We start from the raw sequence: 19,896 nt of genomic DNA, 5'->3' as shown, positions 1-19,896 counted from the left end.
TATCCGAAACACAACGGCCCGCCAAAAGGCGGGCCGTTGAGCAGAAAACTTCAGGCTTGATCAGTCCTGACGGCTGGTCACTTCCAGCAGGTGGTAACCGAACTGGGTCTTGACCGGGCCTTGCACCACGTTGATCGGTGCGCTGAAGACCACGGTGTCGAATTCCTTGACCATCTGGCCTGGACCGAACGAACCCAGATCACCGCCCTGGCGGCTGGACGGGCAAGTGGAGTTGGCTTTGGCGACTTCGGCGAAATCAGCGCCGCCTTCGATTTGGGCTTTCAATTCGTTGCACTTGGCTTCGCTGGCAACGAGGATGTGACGGGCAGTGGCTTTAGCCATGGTGAAATACTCCTTTCAATGTTCAGTAAAGTGCGGAGCCTACCGGATTCAGTGGTCTATTTCTTCTCAAAATTCCGTACAGACTATGCAGGGCCGGTACGGTGTTCCTTTATAGGCCGGCATTTCTCAGGCGCTCGGCATGCTGCACATACAGGGCAATCGGGTCGATGCCCTTGCGCAACGGACCGGTGGTCTGGCTGAGGCTGTCCAGATGATCCAGCGGGTAGTCGGAGCGGATGACTTTGCCCAAATGGGAGCTGTAGCGGCCAACCAGGCCATCGTTCTGCTCGGGTTCGGTGGTGAAGTAGTGGGAAAAGGCGCGGAGGAACCCGTGCAGCGGACTCAGGGCATCAAGCCCTTTGTCGAGGAGATCGCCCTGCAGGGTGCCGCTCCAGGAGTAATAACGTACGCCGTCGACCAGTTCGCGACCCTTGCCCCCCCAGGTTTTCGGCAAGCCCTGCGGGTATTTGTCGTTGAACGCGCCTACACCTTCGGTGGTCAGGGCATTCAGCGCGGCGATGGCGTTCTGTGGCAGGTGACGGTGGCCGCTAAGCAACGATAGAAAGTCTGCAAACAACGTTGCAACTGTCGAGGCGACGTGTTCCGGCAGGCGCCCGGGCGTCAGCGCCTTGCGCAAGAAGTCGGCCAGTTCCGAGCCGTGATTCGGTCCGCTGACGGAGGTTACCGAAGCAATTATTTGCGGCGCCGTCGCCGCCGCATAACGTGCAGCGAGTGCGCCCTGGCTGTGGCCGATCAGGTTGACTTTGTTCGCACCGGTTCCGTCCAGTACACGTTCGATCTGCGCCAGAAGCTGGTCGCCGCGAGCTTCGTTGCTATGGGTAGCCGACAAGTGCGGGATAAACACTCTTGCGCCTGCACTCCTGAGTGCCTGCTTGACGTCACGAAAGAGTTCGATCTTGCCGATGCGGTCGAAGCCGAAGAGCCCGTGGACCAATAGGATCGGATACTGAGTAGTTGCATTCCGTAGCATGTTCTTTCCTTTTTCGCAGTCGTTCAGAGGTGTGTTGATGGGCTCACTCTAAAGCACACCCGCTGTTCGGCGTTGTATGAAAAAGCCGCTGCAACCTGATGAAAACGGAATAGAAAATGTACGAAAGTTCGAAAGTAGATGAGGTCTTGTTCGGAATATTTGGACATCTTTTGATCTGTAACAGAGCGCTTTTCTGCGATAGCCTACTTCGGGAACATCCTTTGCCTGTGGGTCGTGTCTCAATTCCGACGTCCAGTCCTCGATAGGAGGACTGGACGAGGGTGTGGCTCACGCCGATTGTTGATCCCTGTTCTGGGCTCTGAGCCGGTCGGCTGCCTGGCGCAACAATGACTCCGTCCCGCTCCAGCCAAGGCAGCCGTCCGTGACGGACACGCCGTAACGCATGGACGGGCTCAGCGGTTGGCAGCCTTCGAACAGGTGACTCTCGATCATCATGCCGATCAGTGATCGATCACCTTGCAGGCGCTGTTCAAGCACATCGTTAAACACCGCTGGCTGACGCAACGGGTCTTTGCCGCTGTTGGCATGGCTGCAGTCGACCATGATCCGGGCCGGGATCTTCAGTTGGGTCAAATCGCTGTTCACCTGGGCGATGCTGTCGCGGTTGTAGTTCGGCCCGCGGTGTCCGCCACGCAGCACCAGGTGGGTGTCGGAGTTGCCCGGCGTTTGAATGATTGCCGGATGACCCTGGCTGTCGACACCGAAATGGCGATGCGGATGGGCGGCAGAGCGCATGGCGTCGCTGGCCACACCGACACCACCATCGGTGCCGTTCTTGAAGCCGACCGGCATGTTCAGGCCGCTGGCCATTTCACGGTGGATCTGCGATTCGGTGGTGCGAGCGCCAATGGCGACCCAGCTCAGCAGATCGTCGAAGTAGCCGGCAGCCATCGGTTGCAGCAGTTCGGTGGCAATCGGCAGTCCCAGGCGGAGCATTTCGCGCATCAACTCGCGGGACAGCGTCAAGCCGCCGGCCATGTCATCGCTGCCATCCAGATGGGGATCGTAGGCCAGGCCTTTCCAGCCGACCGTGGTGCGGGGTTTTTCGACGTAGGCGCGCATTACCAGCAGCATTTCATCACTGACGTCGGCGGCGAGGCGGGCGAGGTTGCCGGCGTATTCTAGGGCGGACTGAGGATCGTGGATCGAGCAGGGACCGACGATGACCAGCAGACGGGAGTCTTCACCGTTGAGGATCGCGCGAACCGCCTGGCGGTGGGCGGCGACTTGCTGGCTCAGGGCGTTGCTGAGTGGCAGTTGCTGTTTGAGTTGCAATGAGCTGGGCAGGCGCAGGGTCAGCGCTTCATTGGCAGGGCTCAAGGTGGACAGCGGCAGAGCAGAGACGGACGAGTTCATATTCGGGCTTCCTGGGCTGGCGGCGGGTTCGTTCCCGCGCGCTCGGCCCTACTGGGGTGTTCGACAATTGGCCGGATTGGCTGCGTGTGTGTGCTTGCCACCTGTGGGTGACCGATCGGAGGCGGCAGGCTGTCCCGAGCGGAGGCTGCTAAATCGCCAGGCGGTAAAACTGTCGTAACGGTAATAAGTGGCGTAGTTCATTGTTGAATCCTCTGATTGTCTGGTGTGTCGCTAAAAATGTGCGGGGCTGAAAAAACAAAACCCCCGGTCGGGAAGCCGACCGGGGGTTGAGAATTCTCTGGTGGCGACCCGTTTAAAGTGGGCGCCGTGTGGGTATCAGGCGCGCCAGTGGCTAAACCAATACCCAAAATAAAAGCTGACCGGAGCACAAACGTCATTCACCCGGGCAGCCGCCATCGAGCGCAGGGCGCTGACGGTACGAAGCTGTGAGAGGGTGCTGGACATGGTCTTTCTCCGATAAGTGCGCCGAGCTTACGCGAGGCCGGTACGTGGTTTCAATCAGAAAATGCTATCGATCGCCGACGGCATTTTCTATCGCTTGAGTGCGTCGCCGGTTGTGACACACTTTGTGCTTCACATTCATGAACGTCATAAGGACGAACCATGACGCCACTGATCATCGCCGCTGCTCAATCGATCTCCATCGCCGGTGACCTTGCCGCAAACATTGTGTGGCATCAGCGCTTCATGCAAGTTGCCGCAGAGCAGGGCGTGCAATTGTTGGTGTTCCCGGAGTTATCGCTGACCGGGTACGAGCGTGGGCTTGCGGCTGAATTGGCCATTGCGCCAGATGCCGAGGTCCTGCAACCGCTACGGGATTTCGCGCGGGAAGTCGGTGTGACGACAGTCGTCGGGATGCCGATTCGCCTGTCGGAGGATTCGCCCGTATTGATTGGGGCGCTGGTGTTGGGCGCTGATGGATCGCTCGAGATCTACAGCAAGCAACATCTGCATCCGGGCGAGGAAGTGGCATTTGCACCGGGAACCGGCGGTTCGACCCTGACCGTAGGTGCCGATACGGTCGCATTGGCGGTGTGCGCGGACTTCTCTCACGCCAGTCATGCCGCCGCAGCGGCGCAGCAAGGCGCCGATCTCTATGCGGCGGGCGTGCTGATCACGGAAAACGGCTACGCCCCGGATACCGCGTTGTTGCAAGGCTACGCCAGCGCTCATTCGATGACGGTCCTGATGGCCAACCATGGCGGTGCAACGGGTGGCTGGGAGTCGGCAGGACGCAGCGCGATCTGGGCGTCGGACGGTTCGCTGATTGCGGCCGCACCGGGTACGGGTAACCTGATGGTCGTCGCTCGACGCAACGCTGACGGCTGGAAAGGGCAAACAGTGGAGGTTGCGCAGGGGTGATGGTATTTAATTTACGCCCGGCGACATCCCGGGACCTCGACTTCGCTCGTGAACTGACCCGCAACAACATGCTCCGCTATTACATACAGCACGATCTGCTGTGGCAGGACGAAGGGTTCGACGTGGGCTGGACCGGGCGCGAGAACTGGTTGATTGTGAGTGGCAGTACGGTGCTGGGCTTTTTCAGTCTGAGTCGTGACGCTAAAGCCCTGTACATCCGCGAATTGCATGTCCTCGAAGCGTTTCGAGGGCAGGGCGCCGGTTCCTGGGCGATTGATCAGGTCTTCGCCATGGCGTGCAAGGAACGGCGTCCGGCATTGCGTTTGACGGTATTTGAAAATAATCCCGCGCAAGTGTTGTATGAGAGAAAGGGGTTGAAGGTGGTCGGCACAGACGCGTGTTTCCTGAGAATGCAGCGTGATATCGATGCCTCGCCCGGCTGAAACACGCATACGACAAGCCTTTCAAGATGTATTGAAACTTTTTATATGATGCTTGCCGCTAGGTCTGCCAGTTGCTTTTTGCTAAGGTGTCGGCAACCCAATAAGACCATTTCGCGAGGTGTCTGCTTGATTAGGGTGCTAGTAGTCGATGATCATGATCTCGTTCGTACAGGCATAACACGAATGCTGGCTGACATCGATGGCCTGCAAGTAGTCGGCCAGGCTGAGTCAGGCGAAGAATCCCTGCTCAAGGCGCGTGAGTTGAAACCCGATGTGGTGCTGATGGACGTCAAGATGCCCGGCATCGGCGGTCTTGAAGCCACACGCAAATTATTGCGCAGTCATCCGGATATCAAAGTCGTCGCGGTCACCGTGTGCGAAGAAGATCCGTTTCCGACGCGGTTGTTGCAGGCAGGGGCCGCGGGCTATCTGACCAAGGGTGCCGGGTTGCCGGAAATGGTCCAGGCCATCCGCCTGGTGTTTGCCGGGCAGCGCTACATCAGCCCGCAAATTGCACAGCAACTGGCGATCAAATCCTTCCAGCCGACCAATGATTCGCCTTTCGACGCCTTGTCGGAGCGGGAAATCCAGATCGCGCTGATGATTGTCGGCTGTCAGAAGGTCCAGATCATTTCCGACAAACTGTGTCTTTCGCCAAAAACCGTGAACACTTACCGTTACCGCATTTTCGAAAAGCTTTCGATCAGCAGTGATGTCGAGTTGACGCTGTTGGCGGTTCGTCACGGCATGGTCGATGCCAGCCTCTGAAAATGACTGAAGTCTTCGATCCAAGCGCCTTTCTGTCGACGGTCAGTGGGCGTCCCGGTGTGTATCGCATGTTCGACAGCGAGGCACGCCTGCTCTACGTCGGCAAGGCCAAGAACCTCAAGAATCGCCTGTCGAGTTACTTCCGCAAATCCGGTCTTGCGCCCAAGACCGCGGCGCTGGTCGCGCGTATCGCTCAGGTCGAAACGACGATTACGGCCAATGAAACCGAAGCCTTGTTGCTTGAGCAGACGCTGATCAAGGAGTGGCGCCCGCCCTACAACATCCTGTTGCGCGACGATAAATCCTACCCTTACGTCTTTCTCTCGGATGGTCAGTTCCCTCGCTTGAGCATCCATCGCGGTGCAAAAAAGGCCAAGGGCAAGTATTTCGGCCCTTATCCCAGCGCCGGTGCGATTCGCGAAAGCCTGAGCCTGCTGCAGAAGACGTTTTTCGTTCGTCAGTGCGAAGACAGCTATTACAAGAACCGCACGCGTCCTTGCCTGCAATACCAGATCAAACGCTGCAAGGCACCCTGTGTCGGGCTGGTGGAGCCCGAGGTGTATGCCGAAGACGTACGACACTCGGTGATGTTCCTTGAGGGGCGCAGCAATGCGCTGACGGATGAGTTGTCCGCAGGAATGGAAGAGGCGGCGATCAACCTCGAGTTCGAGCGTGCGGCCGAGCTGCGGGATCAGATTTCATTACTGCGCCGGGTCCAGGACCAGCAAAGCATGGAAGGCGGGACGGGCGATGTCGACGTGATCGCAGCGTACGTCAATCCGGGTGGTGCCTGCGTTCATTTGATCAGTGTGCGTGGCGGGCGGGTGTTGGGGAGCAAGAACTTCTTTCCGCAGGTGGGTATTGAAGAGGACGTTTCTGAAGTCATGGCGGCGTTTCTCGGCCAGTACTTCATCAGCAGTCCCGAGCGCGACTTGCCCAGCGAACTGATCGTCAACGTGGTTCACGAAGACTTTCCGACCCTGATCGCGGCCATCGATGAGCTGCGCGGTCGCGAACTGACCATCAGTCACAGGGTTCGTGGTACGCGAGCACGCTGGCAACAGTTGGCGGTCACCAATGCCGAGCAGGCCCTGGGAGCGCGACTGGCTAACCGTCAACACGTTGCTGCACGTTTCGATGCCTTGGCGGAAGTGTTGAATCTGGATGAGCCACCACAGCGCCTGGAGTGTTATGACATCAGTCACTCCAGCGGCGAAGCGACCGTGGCATCCTGCGTGGTGTTCGGTCCCGAAGGCCCGATCAAGTCAGACTACCGTCGCTACAACATTGAAGGCGTCACCCCGGGCGATGACTACGCCGCGATGCATCAGGCCCTGACCCGACGCTTCAGCAAACTGAAGGACGGGGAGGGCAAGCTGCCGGACATTTTGCTGGTGGACGGTGGCAAGGGGCAGCTGTCCATGGCCCGCGACGTACTCAATGAATTGGCCGTGCCTGATCTGATTCTGCTGGGCGTCGCCAAGGGCGCCACGCGCAAGGCCGGTTTCGAAACCTTGTACCTGAATGATGCTGCCCACGAATTCACCTTGCGCGGTGATTCCCCCGCGCTGCATTTGATCCAGCAGATACGCGACGAAGCTCACCGTTTCGCGATTACCGGCCACCGCGCCCGTCGTGGGAAAACTCGCCGCACGTCTACACTTGAAGGCGTTGCTGGCGTCGGACCGACACGTCGCCGCGATTTGTTGAAACATTTTGGTGGATTGCAGGAGCTGTCTCGTGCCAGCATCGAAGAGATCGCCAAAGCACCCGGGATCAGTAAAAAGCTCGCAGAGTTGATTTATGCCAATCTGCACAGCGAGTAGAATGCCCCCTCACCTCGTAGCCAGTTGTGCCGATGAATATCCCTAATCTGATTACCGTACTACGCGTCCTGCTCATTCCGATCTTCATTTTACTGTTCTACCTGCCGTATCAATGGAGCTACCTGGCGTCCGCCTCGGTGTTCGCATTTGCCGCCGCCACAGACTGGCTGGACGGGTATCTGGCCCGCCGACTGGAACAAAGCACACCGTTCGGGGCTTTCCTCGATCCTGTGGCTGACAAGCTGATGGTCGCTGTTGCGCTGGTATTGCTGGTGCAAGAACATGGCAACCTGTGGCTCACACTGCCGGCCGCCGTGATCATCGGTCGCGAGATTGTCGTCTCGGCACTTCGCGAATGGATGGCCGAACTCGGCGCCCGCGCTCACGTCGCGGTGTCGAACCTGGGCAAATGGAAGACCGCCGCGCAAATGCTGGCGCTGGTGATCCTGCTGGCCAATCCGTCGGATTTCACGTTCTGGGTGCTGCTGGGTTACGCCTTGCTGCTGATATCCGCGGGCCTGACGTTGTGGTCCATGGTCCAGTATTTACGGGCTGCCTGGCCGCATCTGAAGACCGACGTGGAAAAGAAATAAACTTTTTTGAATCAAGGGGTTGACGGGGCTTCTGGATTCTATAGAATGCGCCTCACCAAGACGCGGGAATAGCTCAGTTGGTAGAGCACGACCTTGCCAAGGTCGGGGTCGCGAGTTCGAGTCTCGTTTCCCGCTCCAAGATTCACAAAAAACGCCACTCAATGAGTGGCGTTTTTTTTGTGCGTGACATTTACGTTCGGCGTTGAAAAGAGAGGCTTCGGCCCCGACTCTCACCGATACCTGAGTCCGAAACGCCAACCCCCGTGCCAAGGACTACACCCTCCCTGACTACAACGGCCTCGCCCTTTTCGTGAATACGAAAGGCGCCAAGTGCTGGCACTTCCGCTTTTCCTGGGCGGATAAGCAACCCCGTATTTCTCTCGGTACCTATCCTGAAATTAGCTTACGAGATGCTCGCGCTCTGCGTGATGTTGCGAGGGCACTGGTCGCTAGGGGCATCGATCCGCGTGTCCATCGGCAGCTGGAGCGTAATGCCAGGCGCCTGGCCACGGAAAACGCCTAGGAAGCGGTTGTTCAGCATTGAAAGTGGTACGCAAAGTTGAACATCGTATTTCTGGGCGTGGTTCTCGATAGTCCGGTCGGACCCAGAACCTCGCGCTTCAATTGGCCGCCGAGTCGGCTGGCAGCGAGGGCGCTCAGGTTGAGATTTAGAGGGGGGCGCCTTACCTTCGCTGTTCATGGTCAGTTAAACCGTTGGGCCAGGTCGGTGATCGGTCGTTGGGCAGGTGCAGCTGCAGCTCCATGGCGTCATGAAGGAGTCTGACGACCTCGATCACGTCGTCGTTTGCCATGCGATAGAACACGACATGGCTTGATCTCCAGCGAGTCCCAGCCGACTGCGCGCAGTCCGATCCTTCCTATCAGTAGCTCGAACAATGGCAATGCTATCTTGTCGCGAACCTCGCGAACCTCGCGAAAGGGGCGTGGGCGGGCAATCAACCTTAAATCCGGGTTAAGCCAATCGCTGCCAATTTTACTTGCCGAGGCTCGTTCCTGCCGGAAGTCCGGCGCTCGCGCCGCCATTGTCCAGGTGACACACCTGTAGCGGCTTTGAACGCGCGGCTGAGCGCGACGTCGCTGCCGTATCCAGCCTGCTCCGCCGCGACTGCGATCGAATGGCCGGCTGCGAGGATGAGCTTGGCACGATAGATCCGCCACGTTGCGATGTAGGTTAGGGGAGGAACTCCAACGACTGATCTGAACAAAGCCGCGAACGTAGAGCGCGACATCCCGGCATCGCGGGCGAGCTGGTCCAGCGTCCAGGGGTGCGTCAGATCGGAGTGAATCCTCTGTAGCGTTTGAGCCAGTTGGCGGTGAGTTAGCCCGGCAAGCCAGCCCTCGGGCAAATTGCCTTCGGAACTGGCCCAAGTTCGGATCGCTTGGATAAACAGCACGTCGAGCAGCCGACCGATGACATAGGATCCGCCAAGAGACGTTTGCGCTTCCTCCGCACCGATCTGTTCAAGAATCGAGACCATTCGCCCTGCGTCTGACTTCGGCAGCGCAATATGGACGACATCAGGCAGTAGCGCCGACAAGGGCTCGCCTGCGGCATGGTCGAACGTGAACAAAGTCGAGAAGAACTCACACGCTTCACCACTCCCGCCGAAGGAGATTGTCTCGCCGGTCACATGATCTGCGATTTGCCAGCAGGGAACGGCAACTCTGTCCGGCGTGTCGCCCAATATCCCCATGACCCCTTGCTTGATGATGAGGCAATCACCTTCCTGGATCTCGACCGCCGGGTAGTCCGCCTGGGTGAACCAGCCCCGCCCTTTGGCGATGACGACAAGCCGGGCCTGCCCGCCACTGTCGAATGATATCGCCCAAGGTGCGTGGGCACGCATTCGAACGAAGAGCGAACTTTCGAGCTGCATGGCGCTGAGCACTGAGTCAAAAGGGTGCATGGTAATCTCGGACGATGGATTATAAATCGCATACTTCAGGCAATGGATCATCCAGTCAACCTCCAACATACTTTTCACTCAATTTGGGGGCTACTGATGAAGATCTATCGTTTGCAGACAATCGGTTCAATCGACGGCCTGGTATTGTTCGAGGAGCCCACACCGCAGCCTGGCCCAGGCGAAGTGCTGGTTAATATCAAGGCAACCTCGCTTAATTTTCGTGACCTGACCATCATAAATGGCTGGTCACCCTTTCCCCTCGAAGAGGGCCGTGTCCAGTTGTCCGACGCCGCAGGCATCGTTGAGGCGGTCGGCGCCGGGGTCACTCGCTTCACGGTCGGCGACCGGGTGGCGAGTAACTTTATGCCTGGCTGGCATGCTGGACCATTTCGCGAGTTCACCTCTCAGTACGGTACGCAGCTGGATGGTTGGATGGCTGAATACCGTGCGATCGATCAGAACGAGCTGGTCGCCATTCCCGATTCGATCAGCTTTGAGGACGCAGCCACTTTGCCATGCGCTGCGGTCACGGCTTGGAACGCGGTCGCCGGTATCGGCCCGAATCACCAGGTACTGATACAGGGTACTGGTGGTGTCTCTCTGTTCGCGTTCCAGTTTGCCAAGGCCCGGGGTGCAAAGGTTATTGCGACGACATCATCGAACGATAAGGCGCTGCGGCTGATCACGCTGGGCGCCGACCATGTCATCAACTATGCGGAGAATCCCAACTGGGGCGAGCAGGCCAAGGCTCTTAGCGGTGGCCGTGGCGTCGACCGCGTCGTCGAGGTGGGTGGTCCCGGCACGTTTGCCCAATCGCTGAAAGCGGTTGCGTTGAGTGGCCAGATTTCTATGGTCGGCGTGCTGGCAGAGGGCGAGATGCCGGGCTATCTGGATATGTTCCTGACCTTCGCGAGATTCCAGACGATTGCGACCGGCAACCGCCAGGATCTGGAGGAAGTGATCACTGCCGTTGCGCAGAATGGCATTCGGCCGGTTATCGATAGTCGATTCACCTTCGATGATGGTGTGGCCGCGTTTGAGCATTTTGGCAAACGCAACGTGTTCGGCAAGGTCGTCATCATCAACGAAGCCTAATAGGTCGGCTCATCAGGGCCGTTTTATGTGTCACAGAAAGACTGTTGTCCACGTGCTGGTGCGACGCGCTTTTACGCACCTATCAATGCTAGAGGTATATGAAATGGGAAAGCTCAACGGCAAAGTCGCCTTAATCACCGGCGGCGGTAGCGGTATCGGACTCGCGTCGGCGAAGCTGTTCGCTTTGGAAGGCGCAAAAGTTGTCATTGTCGGCCGCACCAAATCGTCCCTTGATGAAGCCGTGACCGAGCTGGGTGATAGTGCCGTGGCCATCGTCGCGGACGTTTCTGATCTGGCCGCACTTGACGCACTCTACGTAGAGGTCGGCGCGCGTTTCGGCAGGATCGATGTTTTGTTCGCCAACGCAGGGGTCAACAATCTTGCGCCGTTCGAGGCGGTGACGCCTGAGGATTTCGACAGGCAGTTCAACTCCAACGTACGCGGCCTGTTCTTCACTGTACAGAAGGCGCTGCCATTACTGAGCGACGGGGCATCGGTGATCCTCAATGCTTCGGTTGCGCACAAAAAGGGCTCCCCGTTGCACTCGGTTTACGCGGCAACGAAGGCGGCGACTCGGTCCTTTGCACGTAGCTGGACAACGGACCTCAAGGACCGGAACATCCGCGTCAATTCGATTAGTCCCGGTTTGATCGAAACGCCGATCTTCGGAAAACTGGGTGTACCGCTAGAGGTTCTCCAGGAAGCAATGCCTGCTCTGCTTACGGCCATGCCGATGGGGCGGGTCGGGCGCGTGGAAGAAGCGGCAACGGTTGCACTGTTTCTGGCAAGCGATGACAGTTCGTTCGTGACCGGCATTGATCTTCCGGTCGATGGCGGTCTGGGTCAGGTATAGGTGTAAAGCATAAGGATTGGGTCCGCCGCCGGGCGCAAGTGGTTTCATCCCCTTTGCGTCAGGCGTACCTCAAACCCTTTGCCATTAACTCAAACGAATAGTCGTTTTCTGGATTTTGAGCGTATCAGGCGGTCATCTGTCTCAGAGAATGACAGGTGAAAATTTTGCGCTTCTGGAAGTCGGCATTACGAGAGCCGCTAGCTTTCAAGGCTAGGGGAGGGATCGACCGAGTTGGTCCAGGTAGTGCGAGCTTTCGTACGAGCGGCAAATTCTTTAGTCCTGACATCCAACTGAGCGCCATGCCGCCTCAGCGAGCTGCTGCCTGTAGAGTTCAGGGCTGCGCTTGACTCTGGCAGAGAGCCAGGCGCGACAGTAGCTTTCTGCCGAACCGATAAGAAGTGATGGCAGTAATTCAAAAGGAAGTTCTTGTAGGTCTTTGCGATGAGCAGGATCGCTGAACCAATCTTTTAATTGAGCGTTTCGGGCGAGATTGGCCTCTTGGAGCTGATCATTAAAGCTGCTTCGTGCCACGGCAAAGCGAGCCTGGTACTGGAAGCGCGCCCAGTCTGGTTGACGGACGACCCAGTCCACGTAGCTATAAACCAGCGCATAAACCCATTCCTTGGTCGACTTGACATTGCTGAGGTAGCTATTCCTCAGCCGTGCCTGGTCATCTAAAGCCGTCATGTACAACGCGGCGACCAGCCCCTCCTTGTTATTGAAATGGTGATAGATAGCCCCAACGCTCATCTCGCTTTCGGCACGGATTACGTCGATGGTCGTCGCTTCAATGCCTTGTTGATTGAACAATGCGAGAGCGCACTTGAGGATGTGGCGCTTGGACTCGGCGCGACGGCCCGGATAGCAGCGCTCAAGGAGGTCAACAGGTTCCATTCTTCAGTCCAGGCAAAAGCGCAATGGTAATTGAAACGGCTGCCCGGCACGAGATTGACTGGCGAGCAAAAACAGAATAATGTTCTTTAACAGAATAATATTCTGTTTCGTTGGCTTCACCCATCTAATGCCCGAGGAATTCTAATGAGCCAGACTCTCAGCATGTACCAAAGCGTTGGTCCGTCCGCTTTTAGCAATATGGCCTGTCAAATGGCGCCGTACTTCGGCACGATCAATCCGGAAATTTCTGTGTTGACCCCCGGCCGGGGTGAAGTGAAGGTGCCATTTCGCAAAGAAATCACCAATCACCTGGCTTCCGTTCACGCTATCGCGTTGTGTAACGCGGCAGAACTCGCTGGCGGCATAATGACTGAGGTGTCTATTCCGAGCGGAGCTCGTTGGATTCCGAAAGGCATGACCGTCGAATACTTGGCCAAAGCCAAGAGCTCAATTCATGCAATCGCTGACGGTAGCGAGATCGACTGGGAAACGTCGGGGGACAAGATTGTTCCGGTCGAAATCTTCGATGAGGGTGGCGTGAAGGTATTTACGGCGCGCATCACCATGAACGTTAAAGTCGGCTAAGTCGCTTAGTTAGCCAGCCGCTTCAATTTCGGGCGGCTGGTTGTTGAGCATTCACGCGGTCAGTCGGCTGTTCAGTAGTCGGAATGAGCACCACTCAATTTTTCGGCTTGTTAACTGGAGTTACTAAGCCACTGCATAGACGTCTGAACCCCGAATTAATCCAGCTTGGAAAAACGATCACTACGAGTCTCCGCACCGAGCAACGCACTCGCGCTCGATTCGGAATTTATGGTTTTCAAGCGATCTTCACCGACGCGCTAGGCTCACGTGACGCTGCGCGTGCAGCGACGAAGGCAAGTACTGCCGCCACGCCTAGCAACGTGGCGCTCAACTCGAAAGTCGCTCGATAGCCGTTCGAGTCAAATACCAGCCCGCCAACGGTTGCGCCGGATGCAATTGCCAGTTGGATGATCGCCACCATTAAGCCGCCTCCGGCTTCAGCATCCTCTGGCAATGTCCTGGCCAGCCATGTCCACCATCCCACCGGTGCCGCGGTCGCAACCAGCCCCCAGAGACCCAACAAGACGGTGGTGGTGGCCACAGAGCTCCCGAATGAGACGAGCGCCAGTGCGATCACCGCCATCAATATCGGGATGAAGATAAGAGGGCGATGCAGGTCATTTTTCAAGAATGCTTCAATCAGGAAGGTGCCCGCCAAGCCTGCCAGACCGAGAACGAGCAACATCAGCGAGAGCATTGAAACGCTGACGTGCGTGACCGTTTCCAGGAACGGGCGCAGATAGGTGAACAGCATGAACTGGCCCATGAAAAAGACGCTGACCGCCGCCATGCCCAGTGCGACCGGCAGGCTTTTCATTAACCTGAATACATTTCCAGTGCCTGGATTGCTTTGCGATTTCATCGGAGGAAGGCTAATCAAAAGCCAAATACTGGCGGCCACCGCGACCGGGATAACGCACATAAACGCACCGCGCCATCCAATCAGGGATCCCAGAAAACTGCCTAAAGGCGCTGCAATAACAGTTGCTAAAGCATTACCGCCATTGACGACCGCCATGGCACGAGCGATCTGATCGTTTGGCACCAAGCGCATGGCGGTTGCCGCCGACAATGACCAGAAGCCCCCAATGGCCACGCCGATCAGCGCACGACCAATCATGAACACCCAATAGGTCGGGGCAAACGCAACTACGGTTCCTGAAACAATCATCAGCAACGTCAGGGACAACAGCAGCGGTTTGCGGTCGACTCGTGCCGCCACCGCTGCGGTCATGAGGCTGGCAAACAGCGCAAACAACCCAGAGATCGAAATGCCCTGGCCCGCTTGCCCTTCGGTGATATGCAGATCTGCGGCAATGGGTGTCAGCAGGCTGACGGGCATGAACTCCGACGCCACCAGAACGAAGGCGGCAAGCGACATGGCGAACACGGCGCCCCATGATTGTTCAGGTTTTCGCGGGGCTGAGAGCGTGTGTTGGATCATTGATTGAATCCTGTAATGCGCGAAGCGTCGCGGCCCCGGGAACGGGGCCGTGCGTGAGAACGGATGCCCGGCCAGGGCACCGTTCAGGCTACTTCAGGTTGCTTTTGAAGAACGAGGTCAACTTGGCGAATGGAATGAGGTTGACCCGGTCGTAAAGATCCACATGCCCGGCATCTGGAATGATCAGCAGCTCTTTAGGTTCGGCCGCCCGTTTGTACGCGTCCTCACTGAACTCGAGTGAGTGTGCCTGGGCGCCAGCAATGAATAGCAGTGGGCGAGGGGAGATGGTCTCGATGTCATTGAACGGATAGAAATTCATGAATTTCACGTTGCTGGAAAGCGTCGGCATCGTGGTTGTCTGCGCCGATGCTCCGGCAGGCGTGACCTCTCCTCGCGGAGTGCGGTAGAAGTCGTAGAACTCGTCACCCACGGCGTTGCCGGTCAGCTTGAGTGGTGAGCCGCTGGTATAGCGGGTCTGCCCACCCTGGAACTCCACATCGCGCTGTTGCGCCGCTTCGCGAATGATCTGCTGGCGTTGTTCCGCAGTCACTGCGTGTTTGAGACCATTACGATTAGCCGCGCCCATGTCGTACATGCTGACGGTGGCGATGGCCTTGAGACGCGGATCAATCTTGGCCGCACTGATGGCGAAACTGCCACTGCCACAGATGCCGATCACACCGATACGCTCACGATCAACTATCGGTCGAGTACCGAGAAAGTCTACGGCGGCACTGAAGTCTTCGGCGTAGATATCAGGCGAGACCGTTTGGCGAGGTATGCCCTCACTTTCGCCCCAGAAGGATAAGTCGAGCGACAGCGTGACAAATCCCTCCTCGGCCATTTTACTGGCGTACAGGTTTGCGCTTTGCTCCTTTACCGCGCCCATGGGGTGGCCAACGATGATGGCGGCGTTTTTCGTTTTCGGGTCGAGGTCTTTCGGGGTGAACAAGTTGCCCGCGACTTTCATTCCGTACTGATTGTTGAAGGTGATCTTGTCCACCGTCACCTTGCCGCTTTTGTAGAAGTTGTCTGCGCCGTTTGACATCTCGGCTCCCATTGAAGAAAAAGAGGCAACAAGTAGCCCGAAGGCGAGAAAAATACCTTTCACTGGATCGTCCTTTCGGTTGAGTCGTTATTGGCTGGAGTCTTTCGCTTGGCCAGCCAATGTGGCGTTGTCGATCACGAAGCGATACTTGACGTCACCCTTGAGCATCCGTTCGTAGGCATCGTTGATCTGATCGGCTCGAACCAGTTCGATGTCGGCGACGATGCCGTGCTCGGCGCAGAAGTCCAGCATCTCTTGGGTCTCGGGGATGCCGCCGATCATCGAGCCGGCAATCGTTCGGCGCTTCATGATCAGGTTGAACACGTTGGGTGATGGATGCGGCGACGCGGGCGCACCGACCAGCGTCAGCGCACCGTCGCGCTTGAGCAACACCAGAAAAGCATCCAGATCGTGGGGCGCGGCGACGGTGTTGAGGATGAAGTCGAAGCTCTTGGCATGCGCGGCCATCTCCTCAGCGTTGCGCGAAACCACAACTTTGTCAGCGCCCAACTCCTTCGCCGCTTCGCGCTTGGATTCGGACGTGGTGAACGCCACAACGTGGGCGCCCATCGCATGGGCCAGTTTGATGCCCATGTGACCCAGCCCACCGATGCCGACCACGCCGATTTTCTTACCCGGCCCGGCGTTCCAGTGTCGCAGTGGGGAATACGTGGTGATACCCGCACACAGCAGCGGCGCGACGGCGGCCAGTTGTTGCTCGGGATGGCGGATGCGCAGGACGTAACGTTCATGCACCACGATGTTTTGCGAGTAGCCGCCGAGCGTCCAGCCAGGTGCGTCCGGGGTCGGGAAGTTGTAGGTGCCGATCATGCCGTCGCAATAGTTTTCCAGGCCGGTTTCGCAGTCGTCACAATGTTTGCAGCTGTCGACGATGCAACCGACACCAACCAGATCGCCGACTTTGAAATCCGCAACATGCGCGCCGACCGCCGATACACGACCCACAATTTCGTGCCCCGGTACGCAGGGAAACTGCGTGCCCGCCCACTCGGCGCGCACTTGATGCAGGTCCGAATGGCAGATGCCGCAGAAGGCGATATCGATCTGAACGTCATGTGCGGCGGGGAGGCGGCGTTTGATCTGCAAAGGCTCAAGGGGTTTGTCGCCCGCATGAGCACCATAGGCGTGTACAAGCATGGGAGAATCCTCGATGGTGTGTCGAGTGAGCATTTTCCCGCTCTGTCCAGGCTATAAACAGTGGATTACGCTGGATTACTTGCCTGATCCTATGAGTCAGCGTTTTTTTGCGAGACCGTTGAGCGCGTGTCGGTTTAGAGTTCACCAAAGAGCTAAGACAATGAACATGACGACTCAATACGACATCAACCCATCGCCCCAGAAAGCACTGGCCCAGGTCATTGGTTCGCGGGCTTTGAAGCCCGGTGACTACGGCACCGCGATCGAGGGCCTCGGTTTCTTTCGGCGTGAGCAACCGTCTGCGCCCGTCGTCTGCATGGTCGAACCGAGCATCATTCTCGTCGCCCAAGGCGAGAAACAGCTATGGGTCGGCGGCGAAGGTTATCCGTATGACACGTCGCGCTTTCTAGTCACCTCATTCGACTTGCCCGCTAATTCAGAGGTGCTGGCTGCAAGCCCGGAGCAGCCGTGCCTTGGGCTGACGTTCAAGCTCGATCTGCGCATGCTGGCGGAGCTGATAGCGCAAAGTGATCTGCCGCCCACCCGTGAACGCTCGATCGCGAAAGGAGTCGGCATCAGTACAGTGACCGCAGCCATGTTGGCGCCGTTCGGGCGATTATTGGCGCTACTCAATGAGCCGGAAGCCATTCCTGTTCTCGCCCCTTTGATCCAGCGTGAAATTCACTACCGTCTCTTGAAGAGTGATCAGGCAGGTAGGTTGCGACGAATCATTTCTGTCGATGGCCAGGGCTATCGGATCGCCAAAGCCATCGATTGGCTGAAGTTGAATTACACCTCAGCGCTTCGCGTCGATGAACTTGCGGCTCGGGTACAGATGAGCACGCCGACCTTTCACCACCATTTCCGCCAGCTCACCGCGATGAGCCCGTTGCAGTACCAAAAATGGCTACGGCTAAACGAAGCGAGGCGCTTGATGCTCAACGAGCATCAGGATGTATCGAGCGCGGCGTTCAAAGTCGGCTATGAAAGCCCTTCGCAGTTCAGCCGCGAATACAGCCGACTGTTCGGAGTCGCGCCTAAACGAGATATTGCAGTGTTGCGAGGGGCAGGCTAGCGATATGGTGAGGTCATTCAAAAATGGTCGTTGATTCATGGGCGATAACTCCGCCAAAGATGTGGGGAGCGCTATTCATCAAACGGAAAAAAGCCATTAACTGTCGGGCTTTTATGTCGTAAAAGAGCCGGACTGCAGTAACGATTTTTAACGTCCACGCCCCTATCGCCAAGTATTTAATCCAATCCTTCCGAGCGGCCATCGATCCTGAGCGGGAGAGGGCTCCAGAACATCTGCTCATGGTCTACCAGCCCGAAGAGTTGCCTGCGGTGGCCGATATTCGTCGGTTGTGAGTTGACTGGTGAGCGGGGGAGGTTGGGACGTCTTTTCGGGGGGCTCATACCCTATTGATCCTGTGAAAGTGACACTGCCAGCTTGATGATCATTCGTCCATTGGCTATGGGTAGAATCCAATAGCCTTGCTTAGAATTACCCCTTTTTTCGCTCTTTAAACACCCCAAAAACAAGTCCAGAATTGAGTCTTTTCCTGCTCAGGCAAGAAAAGTAAACCCTTAGATTTCAATGGGGCGGACGCCAGGTGCGAGTCTCGTTTCCCGCTCCAAGCATTAAAAAATGGATCTCTGAAAAGAGGTCCATTTTTTTTCGTCCAAAGAAAAGTCTTTCTTTGCCGAGTTCCTCCTGAAAGCACGCTCGTGGCTGCCAATGCGATAGCGTGGGGCTGCTGTTTGTCCCCTCTCTGGTCGGGCATCTGCTACTTGGCATCGAACTGACCGGTGTCATCGTCCGCGTGGCCGGCATCGCTCTCATCGCCTTGGCGGTCGCCTGCTGGCCCGGCCCACCCATGCTCGGCATGTTGATCTATAACGCAGCCGTTGCGCTGTATCTCACCTACGTTGGCTTCTGCGGCGACGCGAGAGGGGGTCTCTTGTGGCCAGTGGTCATCTTGCACGCAGTGATGACGGTACTTTTGATACGTGCAATGACGAGGAAGGTCACGCATTGAGCTCCGTCATTATCGGCGCCATCGTTTTTGCCTGCCTGTTCGCTACCGCGGTGATAAGAATGCTGCTGCACATGCGATTACCGATTCATCACCTGGATTTCGAGTCCAAAGAGGGCGCGCCGGGTCGGGCGTTTTTTCGCACAACAGTACGGTTTCGTATTGGGTCAAGTACTCGGCCACCCGGTCTCGGAAATCGGGCAAGACGGCTATGAGACCGATGCGCCCTTTATTCGTGCCCGCCATGGTGTTTGCCTTTTTGCTGCTCTCCGGTTGTGCCTCTACGCCGAACGATCCGACCCTGACCTTGCAGACCAGCAAGACCCCGGCCCAATACGCCGACTGCGTCGTACCGAAATTGCAGGGCAGTGCGTTGAATCCGACTGTCTCGCAGACCCAGCGCAGCTACCGGATCATCGTGTCGAGCAAAGTCTCGGCAGATAACGTGCTGGAAGCCTACAAGGCCGGGAACGGCGGCAAGGTGTTCATCTACGAACGACATTTGCTGGCTTCGAACTTCCTGCCTTCAAGTTTTGAACGCGCCGCGCAGGATTGCATCTGATCCTGGCCCGTAAACGCTTCTCACCGTGCTCCTTTGGTTGGCAGCAACCAACCAGTTTTTTGCCCCGCACCGGATTCGGTGGCGGGGCTTTTTTTCGTCTGCTGCCTCATCCTGATTAAGGTGTACACCTGCTGGCTTCTATCAGGAGGCTGCAATGTCCCACGTCAACATTATCTGGGTAATGGCCGCATCAATGACCTCATGCGGCGTGTTATCACGAGCGAGGATGGAAATGCCCTGCAAGAAACTGTCGAACACCGCAGCCATCGCGGGCGCGTGAGTATTGCCCGGCAACTGACCGGCACTGACTCCCCGCTCGACACAAGCCAAAATCCCCGCGCGCGTCCGGGCGCGAGATGGGGTCAGGGCATCGACCACCCGAGCATTCTCCGGGCTGGGTGCGCTCATCACACCGAGGGTCACCATGCAGCCCTTGGGATGACTGTCCTCACACTGCATGTGCGCGCCGACTGGCGTAGCGCGTATAGACGTTCACTGATTGCATGATGTGTCTCCTTCAGTCTTATTGTTGTTGGTGAAGTGCACTTCGCGACATTCTAGGAAGGCGAT

Annotated in this window: 19 protein-coding genes, 1 tRNA gene and 2 pseudogenes; 13 read left to right on the top strand and 9 right to left on the bottom strand. The window is 57.3% G+C overall.

Annotation, left to right across the window (positions count from 1 at the left end; genetic code table 11):
- Positions 1 to 60 precede the first annotated feature (60 nt).
- From KW848_RS13420 to KW848_RS13410, 3 genes are all read right to left on the bottom strand, one after another.
- Entirely contained in the window at positions 61 to 342 is a 282-nt protein-coding gene (locus tag KW848_RS13420; protein WP_008150918.1) for a peptidylprolyl isomerase, read from the bottom strand.
- 109 nt (positions 343 to 451) lie between these two features.
- Positions 452 to 1,333, bottom strand: coding sequence for a triacylglycerol lipase (locus tag KW848_RS13415; protein WP_218537123.1), 882 nt, complete (start codon positions 1,331 to 1,333; stop codon positions 452 to 454).
- A 288-nt stretch (positions 1,334 to 1,621) separates the two neighbouring features.
- Complete coding sequence (locus KW848_RS13410) at positions 1,622 to 2,710, bottom strand: 3-deoxy-7-phosphoheptulonate synthase (RefSeq protein ID WP_218537122.1); 1,089 nt, start codon at positions 2,708 to 2,710, stop codon at positions 1,622 to 1,624.
- A 624-nt stretch (positions 2,711 to 3,334) separates the two neighbouring features.
- On the opposite strand from KW848_RS13410, the gene KW848_RS13405 reads away from it, so the two are divergent.
- The 7 genes and pseudogenes from KW848_RS13405 to KW848_RS13375 all read left to right on the top strand — a co-directional run.
- Positions 3,335 to 4,093: a carbon-nitrogen hydrolase family protein gene (locus KW848_RS13405; RefSeq protein ID WP_218537121.1), complete on the top strand. Its 759-nt coding sequence runs from the start codon at positions 3,335 to 3,337 to the stop codon at positions 4,091 to 4,093.
- The gene (locus tag KW848_RS13400) at positions 4,093 to 4,536 is read left to right on the top strand and encodes an N-acetyltransferase (protein ID WP_218537120.1); all 444 of its coding nucleotides are present in this window, start codon (positions 4,093 to 4,095) and stop codon (positions 4,534 to 4,536) included. Before KW848_RS13405 ends, KW848_RS13400 begins: the two co-directional genes overlap by 1 nt.
- A 126-nt stretch (positions 4,537 to 4,662) precedes the next feature.
- Complete coding sequence (gene uvrY, locus KW848_RS13395) at positions 4,663 to 5,304, top strand: UvrY/SirA/GacA family response regulator transcription factor (RefSeq protein WP_008015884.1); 642 nt, start codon at positions 4,663 to 4,665, stop codon at positions 5,302 to 5,304.
- A gap of 2 nt (positions 5,305 to 5,306) precedes the next feature.
- Positions 5,307 to 7,130 (top strand): excinuclease ABC subunit UvrC, encoded by a 1,824-nt coding sequence (gene uvrC / locus KW848_RS13390; protein WP_218537119.1) that lies wholly within the window; start codon positions 5,307 to 5,309, stop codon positions 7,128 to 7,130.
- 32 nt (positions 7,131 to 7,162) lie between these two features.
- Positions 7,163 to 7,723: a CDP-diacylglycerol--glycerol-3-phosphate 3-phosphatidyltransferase gene (pgsA, locus tag KW848_RS13385; RefSeq protein ID WP_008150904.1), complete on the top strand. Its 561-nt coding sequence runs from the start codon at positions 7,163 to 7,165 to the stop codon at positions 7,721 to 7,723.
- A 62-nt stretch (positions 7,724 to 7,785) separates the two neighbouring features.
- Positions 7,786 to 7,861: transfer RNA gene (locus KW848_RS13380), tRNA-Gly, on the top strand.
- A gap of 118 nt (positions 7,862 to 7,979) precedes the next feature.
- Positions 7,980 to 8,246: pseudogene (locus KW848_RS13375) on the top strand (Arm DNA-binding domain-containing protein); the annotation flags it as partial.
- A 439-nt stretch (positions 8,247 to 8,685) separates the two neighbouring features.
- Here KW848_RS13375 and KW848_RS13370 read toward each other — a convergent pair.
- Positions 8,686 to 9,720 carry an AraC family transcriptional regulator gene (locus KW848_RS13370; protein ID WP_218537118.1) on the bottom strand — a complete coding sequence of 345 codons (1,035 nt, stop codon included), beginning with the start codon at positions 9,718 to 9,720 and terminating at the stop codon, positions 8,686 to 8,688.
- A gap of 27 nt (positions 9,721 to 9,747) precedes the next feature.
- Here KW848_RS13370 and KW848_RS13365 point away from each other — a divergent pair, with 27 nt between their 5' ends.
- Positions 9,748 to 10,746 carry an NAD(P)-dependent alcohol dehydrogenase gene (locus KW848_RS13365; protein WP_218537117.1) on the top strand — a complete coding sequence of 333 codons (999 nt, stop codon included), beginning with the start codon at positions 9,748 to 9,750 and terminating at the stop codon, positions 10,744 to 10,746.
- A gap of 103 nt (positions 10,747 to 10,849) precedes the next feature.
- The gene (locus KW848_RS13360; RefSeq protein ID WP_134099886.1) at positions 10,850 to 11,599 is read left to right on the top strand and encodes an SDR family oxidoreductase; all 750 of its coding nucleotides are present in this window, start codon (positions 10,850 to 10,852) and stop codon (positions 11,597 to 11,599) included.
- A gap of 273 nt (positions 11,600 to 11,872) precedes the next feature.
- On the opposite strand, the gene KW848_RS13355 is transcribed toward KW848_RS13360, so the two are convergent.
- Positions 11,873 to 12,493 (bottom strand): TetR/AcrR family transcriptional regulator, encoded by a 621-nt coding sequence (locus KW848_RS13355; RefSeq protein ID WP_218537116.1) that lies wholly within the window; start codon positions 12,491 to 12,493, stop codon positions 11,873 to 11,875.
- A gap of 144 nt (positions 12,494 to 12,637) precedes the next feature.
- Here KW848_RS13355 and KW848_RS13350 point away from each other — a divergent pair, with 144 nt between their 5' ends.
- Positions 12,638 to 13,078, top strand: coding sequence for a hotdog fold domain-containing protein (locus tag KW848_RS13350; protein ID WP_218537115.1), 441 nt, complete (start codon positions 12,638 to 12,640; stop codon positions 13,076 to 13,078).
- Between the two features lie 235 nt (positions 13,079 to 13,313).
- Here the strand turns inward: KW848_RS13350 and KW848_RS13345 are convergent, their stop codons facing one another.
- From KW848_RS13345 to KW848_RS13335, 3 genes are all read right to left on the bottom strand, one after another.
- The gene (locus tag KW848_RS13345) at positions 13,314 to 14,522 is read right to left on the bottom strand and encodes an MFS transporter (protein WP_218537114.1); all 1,209 of its coding nucleotides are present in this window, start codon (positions 14,520 to 14,522) and stop codon (positions 13,314 to 13,316) included.
- 88 nt (positions 14,523 to 14,610) lie between these two features.
- Positions 14,611 to 15,582 (bottom strand): alpha/beta hydrolase, encoded by a 972-nt coding sequence (locus tag KW848_RS13340; RefSeq protein WP_256365169.1) that lies wholly within the window; start codon positions 15,580 to 15,582, stop codon positions 14,611 to 14,613.
- A 75-nt stretch (positions 15,583 to 15,657) separates the two neighbouring features.
- Complete coding sequence (locus KW848_RS13335) at positions 15,658 to 16,728, bottom strand: NAD(P)-dependent alcohol dehydrogenase (protein ID WP_218537112.1); 1,071 nt, start codon at positions 16,726 to 16,728, stop codon at positions 15,658 to 15,660.
- Between the two features lie 160 nt (positions 16,729 to 16,888).
- On the opposite strand from KW848_RS13335, the gene KW848_RS13330 reads away from it, so the two are divergent.
- The 3 genes from KW848_RS13330 to KW848_RS13320 all read left to right on the top strand — a co-directional run bounded on the left by KW848_RS13330 (position 16,889) and on the right by KW848_RS13320 (position 19,326).
- Positions 16,889 to 17,803 carry an AraC family transcriptional regulator N-terminal domain-containing protein gene (locus KW848_RS13330; protein ID WP_375154714.1) on the top strand — a complete coding sequence of 305 codons (915 nt, stop codon included), beginning with the start codon at positions 16,889 to 16,891 and terminating at the stop codon, positions 17,801 to 17,803.
- A 673-nt stretch (positions 17,804 to 18,476) separates the two neighbouring features.
- The gene (locus KW848_RS13325; RefSeq protein ID WP_218537111.1) at positions 18,477 to 18,767 is read left to right on the top strand and encodes a hypothetical protein; all 291 of its coding nucleotides are present in this window, start codon (positions 18,477 to 18,479) and stop codon (positions 18,765 to 18,767) included.
- Positions 18,768 to 18,984: 217 nt separating this feature from the next.
- Positions 18,985 to 19,326, top strand: a complete 342-nt coding sequence (locus KW848_RS13320; protein WP_218537110.1) for a hypothetical protein — start codon at positions 18,985 to 18,987, stop codon at positions 19,324 to 19,326.
- 141 nt (positions 19,327 to 19,467) lie between these two features.
- Here the strand turns inward: KW848_RS13320 and KW848_RS13315 are convergent.
- Positions 19,468 to 19,808: pseudogene (locus KW848_RS13315) on the bottom strand (TetR/AcrR family transcriptional regulator); the annotation flags it as partial.
- Positions 19,809 to 19,896: the final 88 nt, after the last annotated feature.

Origin of the sequence: Pseudomonas sp. PDM25 (assembly GCF_019219045.1) — a bacterium.
Classification (GTDB): domain Bacteria; phylum Pseudomonadota; class Gammaproteobacteria; order Pseudomonadales; family Pseudomonadaceae; genus Aquipseudomonas.
This window is presented reverse-complemented; position numbering and strand designations above follow the sequence as displayed.